This window comes from Pseudomonas sp. P4_D7, from assembly GCF_056401755.1.
This window is the reverse complement of the sequence record NZ_JBFUIR010000023.1, coordinates 1-15,171: the sequence shown is the minus strand read 5'-3', so window position 1 is coordinate 15,171 and position 15,171 is coordinate 1. Positions and strand designations below refer to the sequence as shown.

At 58.5% G+C, this 15,171-nt stretch carries 15 protein-coding genes and 1 pseudogene; 3 read left to right on the top strand and 13 right to left on the bottom strand.

Annotated elements, in window-relative coordinates:
* Position 1: 1 nt before the first annotated feature.
* From AC1DVF_RS16045 to AC1DVF_RS16030, 4 genes are all read right to left on the bottom strand, one after another.
* Positions 2-514 (bottom strand): hypothetical protein, encoded by a 513-nt coding sequence (locus AC1DVF_RS16045; protein WP_477782765.1) that lies wholly within the window; start codon positions 512-514, stop codon positions 2-4.
* 70 nt (positions 515-584) lie between these two features.
* Positions 585-923, bottom strand: a complete 339-nt coding sequence (locus AC1DVF_RS16040) for a phage holin family protein (protein ID WP_236427604.1) — start codon at positions 921-923, stop codon at positions 585-587.
* 144 nt (positions 924-1,067) lie between these two features.
* Complete coding sequence (locus tag AC1DVF_RS16035) at positions 1,068-1,487, bottom strand: tail fiber assembly protein (protein ID WP_477782764.1); 420 nt, start codon at positions 1,485-1,487, stop codon at positions 1,068-1,070.
* 560 nt (positions 1,488-2,047) lie between these two features.
* Positions 2,048-2,782 carry an XRE family transcriptional regulator gene (locus tag AC1DVF_RS16030; RefSeq protein WP_007908821.1) on the bottom strand — a complete coding sequence of 245 codons (735 nt, stop codon included), beginning with the start codon at positions 2,780-2,782 and terminating at the stop codon, positions 2,048-2,050.
* A 211-nt stretch (positions 2,783-2,993) separates the two neighbouring features.
* On the opposite strand from AC1DVF_RS16030, the gene mutS reads away from it, so the two are divergent.
* Both mutS and fdxA read left to right on the top strand, forming a co-directional pair.
* The gene (gene mutS / locus AC1DVF_RS16025; RefSeq protein ID WP_099758132.1) at positions 2,994-5,576 is read left to right on the top strand and encodes a DNA mismatch repair protein MutS; all 2,583 of its coding nucleotides are present in this window, start codon (positions 2,994-2,996) and stop codon (positions 5,574-5,576) included.
* Positions 5,577-5,739: 163 nt separating this feature from the next.
* Positions 5,740-6,063, top strand: a complete 324-nt coding sequence (gene fdxA, locus AC1DVF_RS16020) for a ferredoxin FdxA (RefSeq protein WP_007908827.1) — start codon at positions 5,740-5,742, stop codon at positions 6,061-6,063.
* A gap of 511 nt (positions 6,064-6,574) precedes the next feature.
* Here the strand turns inward: fdxA and rpoS are convergent.
* The 8 genes from rpoS to AC1DVF_RS15980 form a co-directional block, all read right to left on the bottom strand.
* Positions 6,575-7,585, bottom strand: a complete 1,011-nt coding sequence (gene rpoS, locus AC1DVF_RS16015; RefSeq protein ID WP_038357938.1) for an RNA polymerase sigma factor RpoS — start codon at positions 7,583-7,585, stop codon at positions 6,575-6,577.
* 106 nt (positions 7,586-7,691) lie between these two features.
* Positions 7,692-8,561, bottom strand: coding sequence for a peptidoglycan DD-metalloendopeptidase family protein (locus tag AC1DVF_RS16010; RefSeq protein ID WP_093436549.1), 870 nt, complete (start codon positions 8,559-8,561; stop codon positions 7,692-7,694).
* A 212-nt stretch (positions 8,562-8,773) separates the two neighbouring features.
* Complete coding sequence (locus tag AC1DVF_RS16005) at positions 8,774-9,409, bottom strand: protein-L-isoaspartate(D-aspartate) O-methyltransferase (protein ID WP_171057346.1); 636 nt, start codon at positions 9,407-9,409, stop codon at positions 8,774-8,776.
* A 41-nt stretch (positions 9,410-9,450) separates the two neighbouring features.
* Positions 9,451-10,200, bottom strand: coding sequence for a 5'/3'-nucleotidase SurE (surE, locus tag AC1DVF_RS16000; protein ID WP_007908831.1), 750 nt, complete (start codon positions 10,198-10,200; stop codon positions 9,451-9,453).
* Positions 10,188-11,246 carry a tRNA pseudouridine(13) synthase TruD gene (gene truD / locus AC1DVF_RS15995; protein ID WP_460090008.1) on the bottom strand — a complete coding sequence of 353 codons (1,059 nt, stop codon included), beginning with the start codon at positions 11,244-11,246 and terminating at the stop codon, positions 10,188-10,190. Before truD ends, surE begins: the two co-directional genes overlap by 13 nt.
* A complete protein-coding gene (gene ispF / locus AC1DVF_RS15990; RefSeq protein WP_034149878.1) occupies positions 11,243-11,716 on the bottom strand; it encodes a 2-C-methyl-D-erythritol 2,4-cyclodiphosphate synthase in 474 nt (157 codons plus the stop codon). Before ispF ends, truD begins: the two co-directional genes overlap by 4 nt.
* Before the next feature lie 43 nt (positions 11,717-11,759).
* Positions 11,760-12,605 (bottom strand): S-formylglutathione hydrolase, encoded by an 846-nt coding sequence (gene fghA / locus AC1DVF_RS15985; RefSeq protein ID WP_093436555.1) that lies wholly within the window; start codon positions 12,603-12,605, stop codon positions 11,760-11,762.
* A gap of 94 nt (positions 12,606-12,699) precedes the next feature.
* Positions 12,700-13,812 carry an S-(hydroxymethyl)glutathione dehydrogenase/class III alcohol dehydrogenase gene (locus AC1DVF_RS15980; protein WP_007908835.1) on the bottom strand — a complete coding sequence of 371 codons (1,113 nt, stop codon included), beginning with the start codon at positions 13,810-13,812 and terminating at the stop codon, positions 12,700-12,702.
* A 116-nt stretch (positions 13,813-13,928) separates the two neighbouring features.
* Here AC1DVF_RS15980 and AC1DVF_RS15975 point away from each other — a divergent pair, with 116 nt between their 5' ends.
* Positions 13,929-14,825 (top strand): LysR family transcriptional regulator, encoded by an 897-nt coding sequence (locus AC1DVF_RS15975; RefSeq protein WP_093436561.1) that lies wholly within the window; start codon positions 13,929-13,931, stop codon positions 14,823-14,825.
* A 125-nt stretch (positions 14,826-14,950) separates the two neighbouring features.
* Here AC1DVF_RS15975 and AC1DVF_RS15970 read toward each other — a convergent pair.
* Positions 14,951-15,171, bottom strand: a pseudogene (locus AC1DVF_RS15970) (IS110 family transposase); the annotation flags it as partial.

Genomic DNA, 15,171 nt, shown 5'->3' with positions numbered 1-15,171 from the left:
GTCAGGCCTCCAGCGCGGTGTATTGGTCTGGATCGTCGATGTTGCTGACTTCCCAGGTGCGGGCGAATTTCGGTGTGCCCAGTGGATCATCGAGCAAGGTCGGGCCGAGGTAGAGGGTCTGGTTGAACGTCAGGGTCCAGGTTTTGAATTGCTCGCCGAACAATGACGGCAAGCCATCGATGTTGGTCGGCAAATCACATTGATCACCGGGCAAGTTCCAGCGGTTATCAGTGATCAGGTTTTTCAACACGGCAATCAGATCGCACGCTGCAAACGCGGTTGCAGAAAGCGCCGGGACGACTTGCAGCGACACCGTCATGACATGAGCGATGCGCCCGTCAGCGGCACGCCATCCTGATGCATTGCGGTCAAAGTCGATCAGCACCCAGGCCTGATCGCCTGGCGCCGTGAAATCGTCGCGACTGCCGACGCTGATATTGAGTTCGGCGGTGTTGCGCAGTGTCGTCGCGATGGCTGTGAACAGTTGCGACGGCTGCTCGATCGGTGTGGGCATACATGACCTCCTTTTCAATCGTCCACGCGCAGCCCTGCCGCCCAAAGGGCGGCACGAATCACATTCGAGGTTAAGGCTGGTCGCGGGGTGGGACTTCGCAGACGCCGATGCGCTTGGCGGCCCAGCGTTCATAGAGACCTATGGCCACATCGGCCCCGGCCATTGCAGTCAGGCAACCAAACGCGCCAGCGGCCCAGATCGACATGCCGGCGGCATACAGCAGCATGATTGCCGACACGCCGCAGATCATGCAGGCGCCGGAACGCAGGGCCAGGCGCCGCAGCAATGACCAGCCGCGTGCCCCCTCCTTGTCGGCACGCCACATTTCGCCGGACACCCCGCCGACAACGGCAAGAAGGATGACCAGCCAGATCGGCATGTCCGCCAACGCTTGTTGCTCGCTTGTCATGTCACGCCTCCGTAGGTGATTGATGAGTGATGTGTGTTGGGTTCAAGCGATATCTCTTCAGGTAGGCATTCCAAAAAGCCCGGCGCTCGGGCCGGGCTTTTGAGCAATGCGATCCTGGTGCAAAAGCAAGTCGTTGCGAGCAGATCAGAATGGCGCTACTGGCCAGTTAAGCGTGTATGGATAGCCGGACTGTTTCGACAGGTCGCCGAGATCAATGCAGTACTGCTTGTAAGCAAGCAGCAACGCTTGGTCTTCAGGTGTGGCGACGCCAAGGTCCGCCTTGTATTGCAGCGGATGCACCAACAGCCACTTGCTGGCAGCAGTCAGCAATTCCAGAGCGTCCTGGGCCACATCTTTTTCAAATTCTTGATAGGTTGGTTGACTGAAAACCCAGTCAACATAATTTGTAGTTGTAGCCTTCCATCCCACCTGAACGGCTGTATTTCCTGTGATATCAACCCACATACCGTCCCCGGTCATTGGGGCTTCATCAGCGTCCACAATCTGCATGACTTTGTTGAACGGCTTCGAATAGCTGGTTCGAACTAATGCATAACGGTTCATCTACTGCTCCCTTTGATTACTCATAGCGAATATCGCCTTAGGTTCTGCACTCCTGTGTGTCCGCACACTTGACGTGAGCAGAGCACGTGTCAGGCAGGCATTCCAAAAAGCCCGGCGTTCGCACACCGGGCTTTTCAGTAATGCGCTCCTTCGCCTTCCTTCAAATCCTGTGTTCAAGAAGGAAGCTGACTTTTCGGCGCTACTGGCGCGGTACGAGTCCGTTCAAATTGTTTTTTCCGACCGCGGTCCCTGCCCGCCGGATAACTGCTTCTGGTGCTTTACGCTGCACACCCGGGTCAGTTGCCAACCCTCTGAACCGTTGAGGCCGGTTCATCGCTGCCTGTTCTTGTGGAACTAAAGAGCTTTCTTGCCAGCCGCTTTGTCGAGCGGCTTGGTGACAAGAATATGCATGTATGCATATCCAGTCAATGCGCAAATGCATTTATTTATGCACAGGAAATGCGCAGATGCATGGAAGCCCCGCAACTCAAGGGTTTGGCGGTTTCATCAAGGCGAAAAAAAACCCGCCTGCGAGGCGGGTTTATCTGAGAAGGGTCGGGTTAGCGGGCGTACATGCCCCACCAGAAGACGTGACCGAGGATGACGATTTGCTCCTCCTGGATTTCCTGGAAGCTGTAGTCCTCGTCCGGGTGTTCATCGCGATTGAAGCTGCGCAGACGAATGCCGGTCGGCAGGCGATAGAGTTGCTTCACGCGCAACTGGCCGTTGTGATTGATCGCGTACAGGTCGCCATCAATGATGTCGCCGATGCCGCACTTGCCGGCGTTGACGCCGACGGTGGCACCATCACGCAACACCGGCAACATGCTGTTGCCACGTACTGTCACGCATTTGGCCTGGTCGAACTGCACACCGTTATGGCGCAGGCTGCGCTTGCCGAAGCGCAGGCTAGAGCGCTCGCTCTCTTCGATGACGAATCTTCCTGATCCAGCAGCCAATTCAACCTCGCGAAGGAACGGCACCGATACTTCGTCATCATCGACCGGCGTATCGTCGTCCCACAGCATTATGTCCTTGAGTTCCGCGTGCACGTCATCACGCGCGGCACCGGCCGACGGCGCGACGTCCGCGCGCCCGCGCAATTGATCGGTACTCACGGCGAAGTATTCGGCGATCTTCGAGATGTGTTTATCCGAGGGATCGACGATCTTCCCGCTGAGAATCCGCGAGAGAGTGGATTGAGGCACGCCGGTGCGACGGTGGAGCTCCGTGGGGGAGATCCCGTGCTGGTCGAGCAGTGCTCTTAAGACGGAGGCTACGTTGCGTTTTTGCATAACGCGCATAGTGCTTGAAGTTATTCGCGAAGACAAATGCTGATTTGCATAAATCATGCATAAATACACTTTCCGATGAAGAAAGCCCTCACCCGGCCGCGATGCCTGCGTCCGACAGACTGCCCATGGTAACCTTGCGCCCATCGCGGAAAAGCCCGGCTTATGCCCTCGCTTTTGCCCTACATCTTTTAACGAGTTGCCTGACAATCCGATGAATAAAGCCGTCTCCGACCTGTCCTCCCACACCCCGATGATGCAGCAGTACTGGCGCCTGAAGAATCAGCACCCGGATCAGCTGATGTTCTACCGCATGGGCGACTTCTACGAGATCTTCTACGAAGACGCGAAGAAGGCGGCCAAGTTGCTCGACATCACCCTGACCGCGCGCGGACAGTCGGCGGGGCAGGCGATTCCGATGTGTGGTATTCCTTACCACGCGGCGGAAGGCTATCTGGCGAAGCTGGTGAAGCTTGGCGAGTCCGTGGTGATTTGTGAGCAGGTCGGCGATCCGGCCACCAGCAAAGGCCCGGTTGAGCGTCAGGTCGTACGGATCCTCACGCCGGGTACGGTCAGTGATGAAGCGCTGCTTGATGAACGCCGCGACAACCTGATTGCAGCCCTGCTGGGTGACGAACGTCTGTTCGGCCTTGCCGTGCTGGACATCACCAGCGGCAGTTTCAGCGTGTCGGAAATCAAAGGCTGGGAAAACCTGCTGGCGGAACTGGAGCGGATCAACCCGGTTGAGTTGCTGATCCCGGATGACTGGCCGAGGGATCTGCCAGCGGAAAAACGCCGTGGCGTCAGTCGTCGTGCGCCGTGGGATTTCGAGCGTGATTCAGCACTGAAAAGCCTTTGCCAGCAGTTCTCCACCCAAGACCTGAAGGGTTTTGGCTGCGAGAACCTGACCCTGGCCATCGGCGCTGCGGGTTGCCTGTTGGCCTACGCCAAGGAAACCCAGCGCACCGCCCTGCCCCACCTGCGCAGCCTGCGCCACGAACGTCTGGATGACACCGTGGTGCTGGACGGTGCAAGCCGTCGCAACCTCGAACTCGACACCAACCTGGCCGGTGGTCGCGACAACACCCTGCAATCAGTCGTTGATCGCTGCCAGACCGCCATGGGCAGCCGTCTGCTGACCCGTTGGCTGAACCGTCCGTTGCGCGATCTGACCGTACTGCTGGCGCGCCAGACCTCGATCACGTGCCTGCTCGATCGCTATCGTTTCGAAAAGCTGCAACCACAGCTCAAGGAAATCGGCGACATCGAGCGAATTCTCGCGCGGATCGGCCTGCGTAACGCACGTCCTCGTGACCTTGCTCGCTTGCGCGACGCCCTCGGTGCCCTGCCTGAACTGCAAGTGGCGATGACTGACCTGGAAGCACCGCACCTGCAAGGTCTGGCGACCATCACCAGCACCTACCCGGAACTGGCGGCACTGCTGGAAAAGGCCATCATCGACAATCCGCCGGCGGTGATCCGTGACGGCGGCGTGCTGAAAACCGGTTACGACAGCGAACTCGACGAGCTGCAATCGCTGAGCGAAAACGCCGGCCAGTTCCTCATCGATCTCGAAGCCCGCGAGAAAGCTCGCACCGGTCTTAGCCACCTGAAAGTCGGTTACAACCGCATTCACGGCTACTTCATCGAATTGCCGAGCAAGCAGGCCGAGTCGGCACCGGCGGACTATATCCGTCGGCAAACCCTGAAAGGCGCCGAGCGCTTCATCACGCCGGAATTGAAAGAGTTCGAAGACAAAGCCCTGTCTGCCAAGAGCCGTGCCTTGGCGCGCGAAAAGATGCTCTACGAGGCGCTGCTGGAAGACCTGATCAGCCAGTTGCCACCGCTGCAGGACACCGCCGGCGCGCTGGCCGAACTGGACGTGTTGAGCAACCTCGCCGAGCGTGCGCTGAATCTTGACCTGAACTGCCCGCGCTTCGTCAGCGAGCCGTGCATGCGCATCTCCCAGGGTCGTCACCCGGTGGTCGAGCAAGTGCTGACCACGCCGTTCGTGGCCAACGACCTGAGCCTGGATGACAACACCCGTATGCTGGTGATCACCGGCCCGAACATGGGTGGTAAATCCACCTACATGCGCCAAACCGCATTGATCGTGTTGCTCGCTCACATTGGCAGCTTCGTGCCCGCAGCCAGTTGCGAACTGTCGCTGGTCGACCGCATCTTCACTCGAATCGGTTCCAGCGATGACCTGGCCGGTGGCCGTTCGACCTTCATGGTCGAGATGAGCGAAACCGCCAACATCTTGCACAACGCTACCGAGCGCAGCCTGGTGCTGATGGACGAAGTCGGGCGCGGCACCAGCACCTTCGACGGTCTGTCGCTGGCATGGGCGGCGGCCGAGCGTCTGGCGCATCTGCGCGCGTATACGCTGTTTGCCACCCACTACTTCGAACTGACCGTGTTGCCGGAAGCCGAGCCACTGGTGGCCAACGTCCACCTCAATGCGACCGAGCATAACGAACGCATCGTCTTCCTGCACCACGTGCTGCCGGGACCTGCCAGCCAGAGCTACGGTCTGGCGGTGGCGCAACTGGCTGGTGTGCCAAGTGAAGTGATCGTGCGTGCCCGTGAGCACTTGAGCCGACTGGAAGAAACCGCTTTGCCGCATGAAGCGCCGAAACCTGCCGCCAAGGGCAAACCGGCGACGCCACAGCAAAGCGACATGTTCGCCAGCCTGCCACACCCGGTGCTCGATGAACTGGCTAAACTGGATCTGGATGACCTGACCCCGCGCCGAGCTCTCGAAATGCTCTATGCACTGAAGAACCGGATATAAGCACTGAAGAAGCGGATATAACGCAAACGGCTTCAAGCTGTTAGAATCTCGCGCGGTTTGGGATGCTGCTGGCTAATAGCCTGGCCAGCAGGTATCGCTCCCGAACCTGGCGACCCCAACCGTGAAGGGGCAACGCTGCCGCCGCCTGAGGAGAAAATTAGAAATGACCTTCGTCGTCACCGACAACTGCATCAAGTGCAAGTACACCGACTGCGTAGAAGTGTGTCCGGTGGACTGCTTTTACGAAGGCCCGAACTTCCTGGTGATTCACCCGGATGAGTGCATCGACTGCGCCCTGTGCGAACCGGAATGCCCGGCTGTAGCTATTTTTTCCGAGGACGAAGTTCCGGAAGAGATGCAGGAATTCATTCAACTCAACGTTGAGCTGGCTGAAATCTGGCCGAACATCACCGAGAAGAAAGAATCGCTGCCAGATGCCGAAGAGTGGGATGGCGTCAAAGGCAAGATCAAAGACCTCGAGCGCTGATCAGCCCCGCGCTCGAACGAAAAGGCCCCTCGCGGGCCTTTTTACTTTTCTGCAGGCAAAAAAAGGGGCGGTATGACCCGCCCACATTTTTTCCCTATTCCCTGTATTCCTTTTCATCGTCCTGATGAATCGCGTCCTGCGATGTCCGTTCCCCTCTTCCTTGAAGGGCGTGTCTGTCCGTCGACACAGCCCCGATACTAGAGAGTTCCCTGACAAGAGCAATCGGCTGCGGGTGCCGAAAAAGATTGTCATAAGCACTTAATGTTAAAAAATAAACATATAAAACAATAAGTTAAATTACGGCGATGTCCGTAATCGACGTCTGCCGTCTTGTAAAAATAGGGAACACTTACGAGAGAGTAAGCCAAGGCTTACACCCCGAGACTACAAAGGATGGAAATGCCAACCGTACGTCCGACAATGAAAAAGAGCGGCGGAATGCCCAGAAAATCGAGGCCAACAAAAAACCCCGAACCAGTCGGGGCTTCTTGCGGGCGAGCGTGTGAGGCGCTTACTGGAACAGCGACTCGCTCGACAGGCCATTCTTCTCGAGGATTTCACGAAGGCGCTTGAGGCCTTCTACCTGGATCTGCCGCACCCGTTCCCGGGTCAGGCCGATCTCCAGGCCTACATCTTCCAGCGTGCTGCTCTCGTGGCCGCGCAGACCGAAGCGGCGTACAACCACCTCGCGCTGCTTGTCGGTCAACTCCGACAGCCATTGATCGATGCTCTGCGACAGGTCGTCATCCTGCAGCAGTTCACAAGGATCGGTCGGACGATCGTCGGTAAGGGTGTCCAGCAGGGTTTTATCCGAATCCGGACCCAGCGAGACGTCGACCGAAGAAACCCGCTCGTTCAGGCCAAGCATGCGCTTGACCTCACCCACCGGTTTTTCCAGCAGGTTGGCGATTTCTTCGGGTGAAGGTTCGTGGTCGAGCTTCTGCGTCAGCTCCCGTGCAGCCCGCAGGTACACGTTGAGTTCCTTGACCACATGGATCGGCAACCGGATGGTCCGGGTCTGATTCATGATCGCGCGCTCGATGGTCTGACGAATCCACCAGGTCGCGTAGGTCGAGAAGCGGAAGCCGCGCTCGGGATCGAACTTTTCCACCGCCCGGATCAATCCGAGGTTGCCCTCTTCGATCAGATCCAGCAGCGACAGCCCCCGATTGACGTAACGCCGGGCGATTTTGACCACCAGCCGCAGGTTACTTTCAATCATGCGCTTGCGTCCGGCCGGATCGCCACTTTGCGACAGTCGCGCAAAATGAACTTCTTCTTCCGGAGAGAGCAGTGGGGAAAAGCCGATTTCGTTGAGATACAACTGCGTGGCATCAAGTGCACGCGTGTAGTCGATGTACTTATGTTGTTTAAGTGAAGCGGAGTGTTTGGATTTGGAACGAACGGAAGGTGGAGCAGCCCCTTCATCATTCGACATCGAAGATTCCGAATCGATGCCGGTCTCCATAAGGAGAACCTCATCGTCGATGTCAAACTCCGGCACTTCTTTACTGAGAGCCATTGTTATAGTCCTTTGGTGAGTTCGACCCCAAGCTCAAGCGACGCCTTTATCCTTGGCAGCGCTGGAGCCTGTCCCCTCTACGCGACGGAACAGGCTGGCTTACAAATCAACGTCTTGGCAGGAACTGCAGCGGATCTACAGGTTTACCTTGGCGGCGAATCTCAAAATGCAGTTTCACCCGGTCTGTACCCGTTGACCCCATTTCGGCAATTGTCTGTCCGACCTTGACCTGCTGTCCCTCCCGAACCAACAGCCTGCGGTTATGTCCGTAGGCACTGACGTAGGTTTCGCTGTGTTTGATGATGACTAATTCGCCGTAGCCCCTTAAGCCACTCCCGGCGTATACCACCGTCCCATCAGACGCAGCTAAAACAGGCTGTCCCAAATCTCCGGCGATATCAATTCCTTTATTCAAACTACCGTTTGAAGAGAATTTTCCAATCAGAATGCCATTAGATGGCCATCCCCAGCCGGTCGGGGCTGGGCCTGCCGGAGGCAACGGCGCGGGCGCTTGCTTGTTGGCGACGGACGGTACAGCCCCCGTAGAACCGGTGGTTGTAGTGGTCGTGGTGCCATTTGCCTGGCGCCGGATTACCGTGGTTTTACTCGACGAAGAAGGTGAAGAACTGCTGTTGCTCACCACCGCCGTCGGCGTTGAACCGGTGCGGCCGTCGAAGCGAATCGTCTGACCCGGATGGATCGTATACGGCGTAGGAATATTGTTCCGGGCCGCGAGGGCTTTGTAGTCCCAGCCGTAGCGAAATGCGATCGAAAACATCGTATCGCCCGGACGGACTACATACTGTCCGGTCGTCACCGTAGGACGCTGGGCCACCGCGTTGTTGCGATCGACCACCCGCACATTGCTCGATTTGGTGCTGGAGCAACCGACCAGCAAGGTGCTCAAGACAAGGCCAGTCACCAGGCGCTGAAAGCTCGTGTTACCCATACGCTGCGCAATGACTGTGAGACTCACCCGCCGCTCCCTTTGTGGTGGCTGAAAAATGTGGAATGCCGGATGTCGGCATGAGGTGTCGCAAGTATAACGGGCCGGATCGGCTTTACCTTTAATGAAGCGAAATCGCTTCACGCACACGTTTGCCATCTGACAATCTGCTGCGTTTAAACCATCGTTGCCCGAGTAAGACAGAGGCGAACGAAAGGAATTCAGCACGCGTAAACAAATGCTCAGGCCAGTGGCCCATTGAGCAACGGCACAAAACGGACAGCCCCGAGAACATGCCGGGAAAAGCCGTTTTCCTCACGCACGATCAGCAACAATTGCTGCACTTCCCCGGAGCCTACCGGAATCACCATGCGTCCGCCCGGAGCCAGTTGATCAAGCAAGGCTTGCGGTACATCCGTGGCCACGGCGGTGACGATAATGCCGTTATAAGGTGCCAGCGCCGGCCACCCTTCCCAACCATCGCCCCAGCGGAACACCACGTTGCGCAGGTTCAGTTCAACCAAACGTTCCTTGGCGCGATCCTGCAGTACCTTGATGCGCTCAACCGAGAACACCCGCTCAACCAGTTGTGACAACACCGCCGTCTGGTAACCGGAACCGGTGCCGATCTCCAGCACCTTATCCAGTGGGCCCGCCTCCAGCAGCAGCTCGCTCATGCGCGCCACCATATAAGGCTGGGAAATCGTCTGGTTATTGCCGATCGGCAGCGCCGTGTCTTCATAAGCACGGTGTGCCAGCGCTTCATCGACGAACAGGTGACGCGGCGTACGCCGGATCACTTCCAGCACCTTGGCGTTGGACACGCCCTCTTCGTACAGGCGCTGGATCAGCCGCTCGCGGGTACGCTGAGAGGTCATGCCGATCCCGCTGCGCAGCCTGTCTTCATGTTCACGGGCCATCAGCGCAGTCCCTCCAGCCAGCCATCGAGGCTTCTGAACGCATCATTGAAGGTGCGATCGAGCTGCAACGGGGTGATGGAAACGTAGCCCTGCATCACCGCATGGAAGTCCGTGCCCGGGCCGCCGTCTTCGGCGTCGCCGGCTGCAGCAATCCAGTAACCGGCCTTGCCACGCGGATCGACCACTTTCATCGGCGCCGCCGCACGGGCGCGATGGCCGAGGCGGGTCAACTGAATACCGCGAATATGGTCGATCGGCAGATTGGGAATGTTCACGTTGAGCACCGTGCGCGGTGGCAGATCAAGCCCGGCATGGGCCTCGACCAGTTTGCGCGCAAAGTAGGCCGCTGTCGGCAGATTATCCACCTGCCGCGAGACCAGCGAAAAAGCGAACGACGGACGCTCGAGAAAACGTCCCTCAAGGGCGGCCGCCACTGTCCCGGAATACAGCACGTCATCGCCAAGATTGGCGCCGAGGTTGATCCCGGAAACCACCATGTCCGCCTCGCGCTCCAGCAAGCCGTTGAGGCCCAGGTGCACGCAGTCGGTCGGAGTGCCGTTGAGGCTGATAAAGCCGTTGGCCAGGTATTGCGGGTGCAGCGGACGGTCGAGCGTCAGCGAACTGCTGGCGCCGCTTTTGTCCTGCTCCGGGGCGATAACCACGCACTCGGTGTAATCCGCCAGCGCAGCATAAAGCGCGGCGAGACCGGGTGCGGTTACCCCATCGTCGTTAGAAATCAGAATACGCATGGGCTGTCCGTCTGCCCCACCGGCACCAGATCAACGAGTTCGCGCACCAATACGGTGGCGAAGCATCCGGCCGGGAGGACGAATTCCAGTTGCAGAATGTCAGGCTGGGGATAATGCCACGTCAACCCGCCAATGGGCAGCCGCAGGATGCGACGTTCGTGGCTCATACCGGCGTTGATCAACCAATCGCGCAGCTCTGCTTCACCGGCAGCAATCCCCTGCTCCAGATCATGGACAGCGCCTGCGGTCGGCGAGTCACCCTCGCCCCACTGCGGGCCGGTCGGATGCAGGTCAAGAATCGCCAGACGCGGGTCGCTGCACTCGGCTTCACCGGCCGGGAAAAAACTGCGGCTGTCGGTGAACGCGAGCAGGTCGCCGACCAGGGCTTTTTGCCAGGTGCCATCGGCCACTCGTGCGGCGAGCACCTTGTTGAAGAGAAAACTGCGCGCCGTCGAGAGCAGGCGCGAACGCACATTGCGTTGTTCCGGCAAGGCCTTGCGCGCCGCCCACGAACGCGCGTCAACGACGTTGCCGCCGTCGTGGCCGAAACGCTGGGCGCCGAAATAATTGGGGATGCCTTGTTGGGCTATCAGTTGCAGACGCTGCTCAATCGCCGCTTTATCGCCGTCGAACTGAGTCAAACGCAAGGTGAAACCGTTGGCCGAATGCGCACCGCGTTGCAGTTTGCGTTTGTGACGAGTTGTCTTGAGAATCTTCAGCGTGTCGTTTTCCGCCGCCGATAGATCCGGATCGGCCTTGCCCGGCAATTGCACGCTGAACCACTGGCGAGTCAGCGCCTGACGATCCTTGAGACCGGCATAGCTGACGGTGCGCAACGGCACGCCGGCAGCCTTGGCGATACGCCGCGCAGCTTCTTCAGTGTTCAGGCCGCGTTTTTCGACCCAGATCCACAGATGTTCGCCATCGCCGCTGAACGGAATATCGAGGACTTCATCGACCTGAAAGTCTTCAGCGATGGCTTTCAGTACCGCAGTGCCGAGGGGTTCACCATAGGCCCGCGGGCCGAGCAATTGCAGTTCGTTCATGCGCGCAGCAACAAGGCAACGGAGTGCACGGCGATGCCTTCTTCGCGACCGACAAAGCCGAGCTTTTCGGTGGTGGTAGCTTTCACGTTCACTTGATCCAACTCAACTTGAAGATCCGCCGCGATCAGCGCGCGCATCGATTCGATATGCGGGGCCATTTTCGGTGCCTGGGCAACGATAGTGTTATCGACATTGCCGACTTTCCAGCCTTTGGCATGGATCAGCGCGACCACATGACGCAGCAGCGCACGGCTGTCGGCGCCCTTGAATTGCGGGTCGGTGTCCGGAAAATGCTTGCCGATATCACCCAGCGCAGCGGCGCCGAGCAAGGCATCGCTCAAGGCGTGCAGCAGGACGTCACCGTCGGAATGAGCGAGCAGCCCGAAGCTGTGTGCGATGCGCACGCCGCCCAGAGTAATGAAATCGCCTTCAGCGAAACGGTGCACATCATAGCCGTGGCCAATACGCATAAAAAAACGCCCCGATTTTTGTCAGGGCGTGATTCTACCTGCATTAGTCCCGAAGGGCTTGTGCGTGATGCTGCAAGTGGTCGTCTATGAAGCTTGAGATGAAGAAATAGCTGTGGTCGTAGCCCGGTTGCAGGCGCAATGTCAGCGGATGACCCGCTTGTTTTGCCGCTTGTTGCAGAGCTTCGGGTTTGAGCTGGGTGGCGAGGAAGTCATCGCGATCCCCTTGATCGACCAGCAGCGGCAGTTTTTCATCCGCCTCGGCAATCAGTGCGCAGGCATCCCACTCTTTCCATTTGGAACGGTCTTCGCCCAGGTAGCGCGAAAAGGCTTTCTGACCCCACGGGCAATCCATCGGGTTGTTGATTGGCGAGAACGCCGACACCGATTGATAGCGTCCCGGGTTACGCAGCGCGCAGACCAGCGCACCGTGACCGCCCATGGAGTGACCGCTGATGCTGCGTTTGTCCGAGGCGGGGAAATGCGCTTCGACCAGTGCAGGCAACTCATGCACGACATAGTCATGCATCCGATAGTGGCGCGACCAAGGTTCCTGCGTGGCATTCAGATAGAAACCGGCACCGAGGCCGAAATCCCACGCGCCATCCGGATCACCCGGCACATCCGGCCCACGGGGGCTGGTGTCCGGCGCAACGATGATCAGACCCAGTTCGGCAGCCATGCGCATCGCGCCGGCCTTTTGCATGAAATTCTCGTCGGTGCAGGTCAGGCCGGACAACCAGTACAGCACCGGCAACTTGCCGCCCTGCTCCGCCTGCGGTGGCAGGTACACGGCGAACACCATGTCGCAACCGAGCACGTCTGAGCGATGGCGATAACGCTTGTGCCAACCGCCGAAACTCTTCTGACAGGAGATGTTTTCCAGACTCATGGGATTCTCCCAGCTGCAAGTGGCAAGCTTCGAGCGTCAAGAAAGGGCAAAAGCGCCTTTGCTTGCAGCTTGAAGCTTGTACTTGGCGCTGCTTTTAGAAATGAATGACGGTACGGATGCTCTTGCCTTCGTGCATCAGGTCGAAGGCCTTGTTGATGTCTTCCAGGCCCATGGTGTGGGTGATGAAAGTATCCAGCGGAATCTCGCCGCTCTGAGCCATGTCGACATAGCTTGGCAACTCGGTACGACCGCGCACGCCGCCGAATGCCGAACCGCGCCAGACGCGACCAGTCACCAGCTGGAATGGACGGGTAGCGATTTCCTGGCCGGCACCGGCCACACCGATGATCACCGACTCGCCCCAACCTTTGTGGCAGCACTCAAGGGCGGCGCGCATCAGTTGCACGTTGCCGATGCATTCGAAGGAGAAGTCGACGCCGCCATCGGTCATGTCGACAATCACTTCCTGAATCGGACGATCGAAATCTTTCGGGTTTACGCAGTCGGTAGCGCCGAGTTGTTTGGCGATCTCGAACTTGGCCGGGTTGATGTCAATGGCGATGATTCGCGCAGCCTTGGCTTTCACCGCGCCAATGACTGCGGACAAACCAATGCCGCCCAGACCGAAGATGGCCACGGTGTCACCGGGTTTGACCTTGGCGGTGTTGAGCACCGCGCCAATACCGGTGGTCACGCCGCAACCCAGCAGGCAAACCTTCTCGAGCGGCGCATCCTTGGAGATCTTGGCCACGGAGATTTCCGGTAACACGGTGTATTCCGAGAACGTCGAAGTACCCATGTAGTGGAAAATGGTTTCGCCCTTGTAGGAAAAACGCGAAGTGCCGTCCGGCATCAAACCCTTGCCCTGAGTCGCGCGAATCGCCTGACACAGGTTGGTCTTGCCCGACTTGCAGAATTTGCACTGGCCGCATTCCGGGGTGTACAGCGGAATGACGTGATCGCCCACCGCAACCGAGGTCACGCCTTCGCCGATCGCTTCGACGATGGCGCCGCCTTCGTGGCCGAGGATCGACGGGAAGATACCTTCCGGGTCTGCACCGGACAGGGTGTAGGCATCCGTGTGGCAAACCCCGGAAGCCACCACGCGCAGCAACACTTCACCGGCCTTGGGCATGGCGACATCGACTTCTACGATTTCCAGCGGCTTCTTGGCCTCGAAGGCAACGGCGGCGCGCGACTTGATCATGCTGACTCTCCAGTGAATCCATTGAATAAAAAACCAGACGGCCAGTGTAGTTCAACGCCAACTGATGAATAATCAGGACAAAAGCAAAACATTATTGCCATACAGGGATAATCCAGATGTCCGAAAGCCGCTGGGAAGGCATTGACGAGTTTGTTGCCGTTGCCGAATGCAGCCAGTTCACTGCCGCTGCCGAGCGTCTTGGAGTTTCGTCCTCGCACATCAGCCGACAAATCGTACGGCTGGAAGAAAGACTTCAGACGCGCCTGCTCTATCGCAGCACACGCCGGGTGACGCTGACCGAGGCTGGGCAGACCTTCCTGCAACATTGCCAACGCTTGCAGGATGGCCGCGAAGAAGCCTTGCGCGCCGTCGGCGATCTGACCAGCGAACCGAAAGGCATGCTGCGCATGACCTGCGCCGTAGCCTACGGTGAGCGTTTCATCGTGCCGCTGGTGACGCGGTTTATGGGCCTTTATCCGCAATTGCGCATCGATATCGAATTGAGCAATCGCCAGCTCGATCTGGTGCATGAGGGCCTGGATCTGGCGATTCGCCTGGGCCGCTTGCAGGATTCGCGGTTGGTCGCGACACGCCTGGCGCCACGGCGAATGTATCTGTGCGCGTCACCGTCCTACGTCGAGCGGTACGGTCGCCCACATAGCCTGTCGGAATTGAGTCGGCACAATTGCCTGATTGGCAGCTCGGACATCTGGCAGCTTGAGCAAAACGGGCGGGAGTTTTCCCAGCGCGTGCAGGGCAACTGGCGCTGCAACAGCGGGCAAGCGGTGCTGGATGCGGCGTTACAGGGGGTGGGATTGTGTCAGTTGCCGGATTATTACGTGCTGGAGCATTTGCACAGCGGTGCGTTGATTTCGCTGCTGGAGGCGCATCAGCCGCCGAATACGGCGGTGTGGGCGCTGTATCCGCAGCAACGGCATTTGTCGCCGAAGGTGCGCAAGTTGGTGGAGTTTCTCAAGGAAGGATTGGCTGAGCGGCCGGAGTATCGAAGCTGAGTGATGGGTTGCTCATGCGTCCGCCTTCGCGAGCAAGCTCGCTCCCACAGTGGACCTGCAGTGACTGCAAATCTGGTGTCAGGCGCAAATCAAATGTGGGAGATTCTATGGTTGAGGGGAAGCCCTCAACTGACTTTTGCCTGATATTCGCTTTGCCCTTTCAGCAAGGCGAATACCACCCGAGCAAGTTTGCGAGCCAGCATCACCAACGCCTGCGTGGTGCTGAAACCCCGTGCTCTTTGGGCTTCGTAAAACCCTTTCCAGGCTATCGTACGGCTAGCCGACATCGCTGCGTTGTGCAAAAGTCGGCGGGCCTCGGGGTCTCCGCGCTTGGTCAAGCTAAGCT